General features: G+C 69.2%; 5 protein-coding genes. 4 read left to right on the plus strand and 1 reads right to left on the minus strand.

The features are described 5' to 3' along the window. The first annotated feature begins 229 nt into the window (after positions 1-229). Positions 230-2,155, plus strand: a complete 1,926-nt coding sequence (locus RIN80_RS11645; protein WP_309095479.1) for an AMP-dependent synthetase/ligase — start codon at positions 230-232, stop codon at positions 2,153-2,155. A 58-nt stretch (positions 2,156-2,213) separates the two neighbouring features. Here the strand turns inward: RIN80_RS11645 and RIN80_RS11650 are convergent, their stop codons facing one another. Next, positions 2,214-2,606 (minus strand): rodlin, encoded by a 393-nt coding sequence (locus RIN80_RS11650; protein ID WP_309095480.1) that lies wholly within the window; start codon positions 2,604-2,606, stop codon positions 2,214-2,216. Positions 2,607-2,850: 244 nt separating this feature from the next. On the opposite strand from RIN80_RS11650, the gene rdlA reads away from it, so the two are divergent. The 3 genes from rdlA to RIN80_RS11665 form a co-directional block, all read left to right on the plus strand. Next, positions 2,851-3,240 carry a rodlin RdlA gene (rdlA, locus tag RIN80_RS11655; protein ID WP_309095481.1) on the plus strand — a complete coding sequence of 130 codons (390 nt, stop codon included), beginning with the start codon at positions 2,851-2,853 and terminating at the stop codon, positions 3,238-3,240. Between the two features lie 207 nt (positions 3,241-3,447). Further along, a complete protein-coding gene (locus RIN80_RS11660; protein WP_309095482.1) occupies positions 3,448-3,699 on the plus strand; it encodes a chaplin in 252 nt (83 codons plus the stop codon). Positions 3,700-3,840: 141 nt separating this feature from the next. Continuing rightward, the coding region (locus RIN80_RS11665) for a chaplin (RefSeq protein ID WP_309095483.1) at positions 3,841-4,070 on the plus strand (230 nt) is incomplete at its 3' end.

Raw genomic sequence — 4,070 nt, forward strand, 5'->3', positions numbered from 1 at the left:
CTAGACAGACGGAGGGTCCCCCGCCGATTCCCGCGAGGACCGGTCGAGGAGTTCCGGCTGATCGGCTACGACAACCGCCGGGTCGCCGCGCCGGCTCGCCGAGGCGATCGCCACCGCACGCCGCCTGACCTGACCCCCGACCGTTGACCTATTCTTACGCGTGGGTAAGTTGACTCCTGAGTAAGTAAGTACGGCAGCACGTCAGCCTCATCCGCGACCGGGAGCCGTCATGGGCGTACGCAAGGATCTGAAACGGGCGAAGCAGCGCACCGGCCTGGCGCTGCGCACCGGGGCCGAGACCGTCAGGGACGAACGGGGCGTCGTCCGCGAGGCCCGCGTGGCGCCCCTGGCGCCGCGCCCCACGACCGGCGCCATCGCCGACATCCCGTTCACCAACGCGGCCGAGGCGCCCGACGCCGTGGTCCTGCGCCGCGAACGGCACGGCAGCTGGCAGCCCGTCACCGCGGCCGCCTTCGCCGACGAGGTCACCGCCGTCGCCAAGGGCCTGATCGCGGCCGGCCTCGAACCGGGCGGCCGCGTCGCCGTGATGTCCCGCACCCGCTACGAGTGGACGGTCCTGGACTTCGCGATCTGGTCCGCCGGCGGCCAGACCGTCCCGGTCTACGCCACCTCCTCCGCCGACCAGGTGGAGTGGATCGTCCGCGACTCCGGCGCCCGTCATGTCGTCACGGAAACGGCCGAGAACGCCGGCACGGTCCTGACCGGCACGGCAGGCCACCCGCGGCCCCCGCGCGTGTGGCACCTCGACGACGGCGCCCTCGACGACCTCACCGCCCTCGGCCGGGACGTGACCGACGAGGAGGTCGTCAAGCGCCGCACGGCCCTGACCCCCGACACCCCCGCCACCCTCTGCTACACGTCCGGCACCACCGGCCGCCCCAAGGGCTGCGTCCTCACCCACGCCAACCTGCACGCCGAGGCCGCCAACACCGTCGAACTGCTGCACCCCGTGTTCAAGGAGGTCACCGGCGAGACCGCCTCGACGCTCCTCTTCCTGCCCCTCGCGCACATCCTCGGCCGCACCCTGCAGATCGCCTGCCTGATGGGCCGCATCGAGATCGGCCACTTCCCGAGCATCAAACCGGACGAACTCCGCCCGGCCCTCCGGGCGTTCCGCCCGACGTTCCTGGTCGGCGTCCCGTACCTCTTCGAGAAGATCCACGACACCGGCCGCGCCACCGCCGAGAAGCTCGGCCGCGGCTCCTCCTTCGACCGCGCGCACCGCGTCGCCGTCCGCTTCGGCCAGGCGCACATGAACCGGTTCCTGGGCAAGGGCAAGGGCCCCGGCCCGGCCCTGCGCGCCGCGCACGCCCTGTACGACCTGCTGGTCTACCGCCGCATCCGCAAGGAACTCGGCGGCCGCCTGCGCTACGCCATCAGCGGCGGCAGCCCCCTGGACCGCGAGCTCAACCTCTTCTTCTACGCGGCCGGCATCCTGATCTACGAGGGCTACGGCCTCACCGAGACCACCGCCGCCGCCACCGTCGTCCCGCCCCTGGCCCCGCGCCCCGGCACGGTCGGCCTGCCGGTCCCCGGCACCGCCGTCCGCATCGCCGACGACGGCGAGGTCCTCGTCAAGGGCGGCATCGTCTTCACCGCCTACTGGAACAACCCGGCCGCCACCGGCGAGGTGCTGGACGACGGCTGGTTCGCCACCGGCGACCTCGGCTCCCTCGACGAGGACGGCTACCTCACCATCACCGGCCGCAAGAAGGACATCCTCGTCACCACCGGCGGCAAGAACGTCTCCCCGGCCGTCCTGGAGGACCGCCTGCGCAGCCGCCCGCCCATCGGCCAGTGCCTCGTCGTCGGCGACAACCGCCCCTACGTCGCCGCCCTGATCACCCTCGACCCCGACGCCCTCGCCCACTGGCTCGCGGTGCGCAAACTGCCCGCCGACACCCCCCTGTCCGAGCTGGTCCACGACGAACGCCTGCGCGCCGACGTCCAGAAGGCCGTGGACCACGCCAACGAGGCCGTCTCACGCGCCGAGTCGATCCGCGCCTTCGCCCTCGTCGACGGCGACTTCACCGAGGAGAACGGGCTGCTCACCCCTTCTCTGAAGGTCAAGCGGCAGGAGGCGACGGCCGCGTACGCGGAGCAGATCGAGGCGCTGTACGCGTCGGGGCGCTGACAGACGGCGAGGGAGGGCCCGCCGGTCCGCCCGGCGAACCCTCCCTCTCGCAGTGGCGTCAGTCCTCGCTGTTGGAGGACAGGATCGACACGTCCTCCAGGAAGTGCGCCAGCGCGCCATCGCGCTTGGCCTGGGTGGAGTTCTCCACGCACTGCTGGTTCATGTCGTCCGACAGGATCGGGATGTCCTGGATCGGGACGAGGTTGACGACGGGCACGTTGATGTCATTGAGGGCGATGCACGGCTTGTTGAACGAGCCCTGAATCAGCGCCATCTGCGGGCTCATGTTCCCGTAGGTGCTCGAGTTGCCGAAACTCTGCATCGCTCCGTTGCCGTTCACGGAGTTCGGACCGCTGTCGTCACCGATCGCCATCGCCTGAGGAGCCGCGGCAGCGGAAGCACCCATGACGGAAGCGGCGATTGCCGCGGTGGCAATAACCTTCTTGATCACTAGCCAGTCCTTTCTGAGGAAACCCCGTCATCCGGAGCGTCCTGGTCAACTCCGCAAGGGCTGCGCAGTTTCTCACTATCACTCTGTCAGCCCATGTAGAGACAGTTTGTGTGTTCGTCATTCCGGTGATTATCGGCCGCATTCCCGTGCTGAGGGCCAAGCGGGTGAACACCCGCAACCAATCATCTGGCGCCGGGTTGATGAGGCCGTAGGACACGCGTCGCTACTAGGAAAGGAACGCGAAGTGCTCAAGAAGGCAATGGTCGCCGCGGCGGCTGCCGCTTCTGTCATTGGTATGTCGGTGGCGGCCGCTCCCCAGGCGCTTGCCGTCGGAGACGACTCCGGACCGTCCGTCGCCAACGGCAACGGCGCCTCGTCGTCGTTCGGCAACTCGGCGACCAAGGGCGACATGAGCCCCCAGCTCTCGCTCGTGGACGGCACGCTCAACAAGCCGTGCGCAGGGCTCGAGGACATCAACGTCGCCGTCATCAACATCGTGCCGATCCAGGACGTGCCGATCCTGTCGGACGACCTCGCTCAGCAGTGCGCCGACAACTCCACCCAGAGCAAGCGCGACGGCGCCCTGTCGCACATCCTCGAGGACCTGTCGGTCCTGTCGGCGAACGGCGACTGAGCGCACCTGCAGGCAGCCCGGGCGGCCCGATGGATTCACGGCGGGCCGCCCGGTTGTGTGCCAGTGGTTCTTCCGGGCATTCGGATGAAATTCCCTTGCGTCGCACGTTCCATAGTTTCTTCGAAAGCCAATTCCTCGTTTGCAGGCTGCAGGTCATGGTGCGAGCCGTTCCGGCTGTGCTCGCTCGGCTTCGGCCGACAAAGAGGCATGACTGCAGAGAAGGGAAAGTTCATGAAGAAGAGCGCTGCTGTCGTCGCGGGCGCGATCATGGCCCTGGGCATGGCCGGCCCGGCCATGGCGGACGCCGGCGCCCAGGGTGCCGCGGTGGGTTCCCCGGGTGTGCTGTCGGGCAACGTCCTCCAGATCCCGGTGCACATCCCGATCAACGTGTGCGGCAACACCGTGAACATCGTCGGTCTGCTGAACCCGGCGTTCGGCAACGAGTGCAAGAACGACTGACGCGGTAACGCGCGAGCAGCTCCGGCTGCGACCTGGCCGGCCCCGGGAGAACACCGTTCGCTCCGGGGCCGGCTTTTCCCACTTCCACGAGCACTCCACGAGCAGGAGGCAACGAGATTGCGACAGACCCTGAGCAGGGGAATGGTCGCGGCAGCGGCCGCGACGGGCATCCTGTCCCTGTGCGGCGGCGCCGCCCTCGCCGACTCGACCGCCGAGGGAGCCGCCAAGGGCTCTCCGGGCGCCGCGTCCGGCAACAACATCCAGGCGCCGCTCGAGGTGCCGGTCAACGCCTGCGGCAACACCGTCGACGTGGTCGCCGCGCTCAACCCGGCGTTCGGCAACTCCTGCGCGAACGACTCGGACGGCCACGG

The sequence above is a fragment of the Streptomyces sp. genome, from assembly GCF_031181705.1.
Classification (GTDB): Bacteria; Actinomycetota; Actinomycetes; order Streptomycetales; family Streptomycetaceae; genus Streptomyces.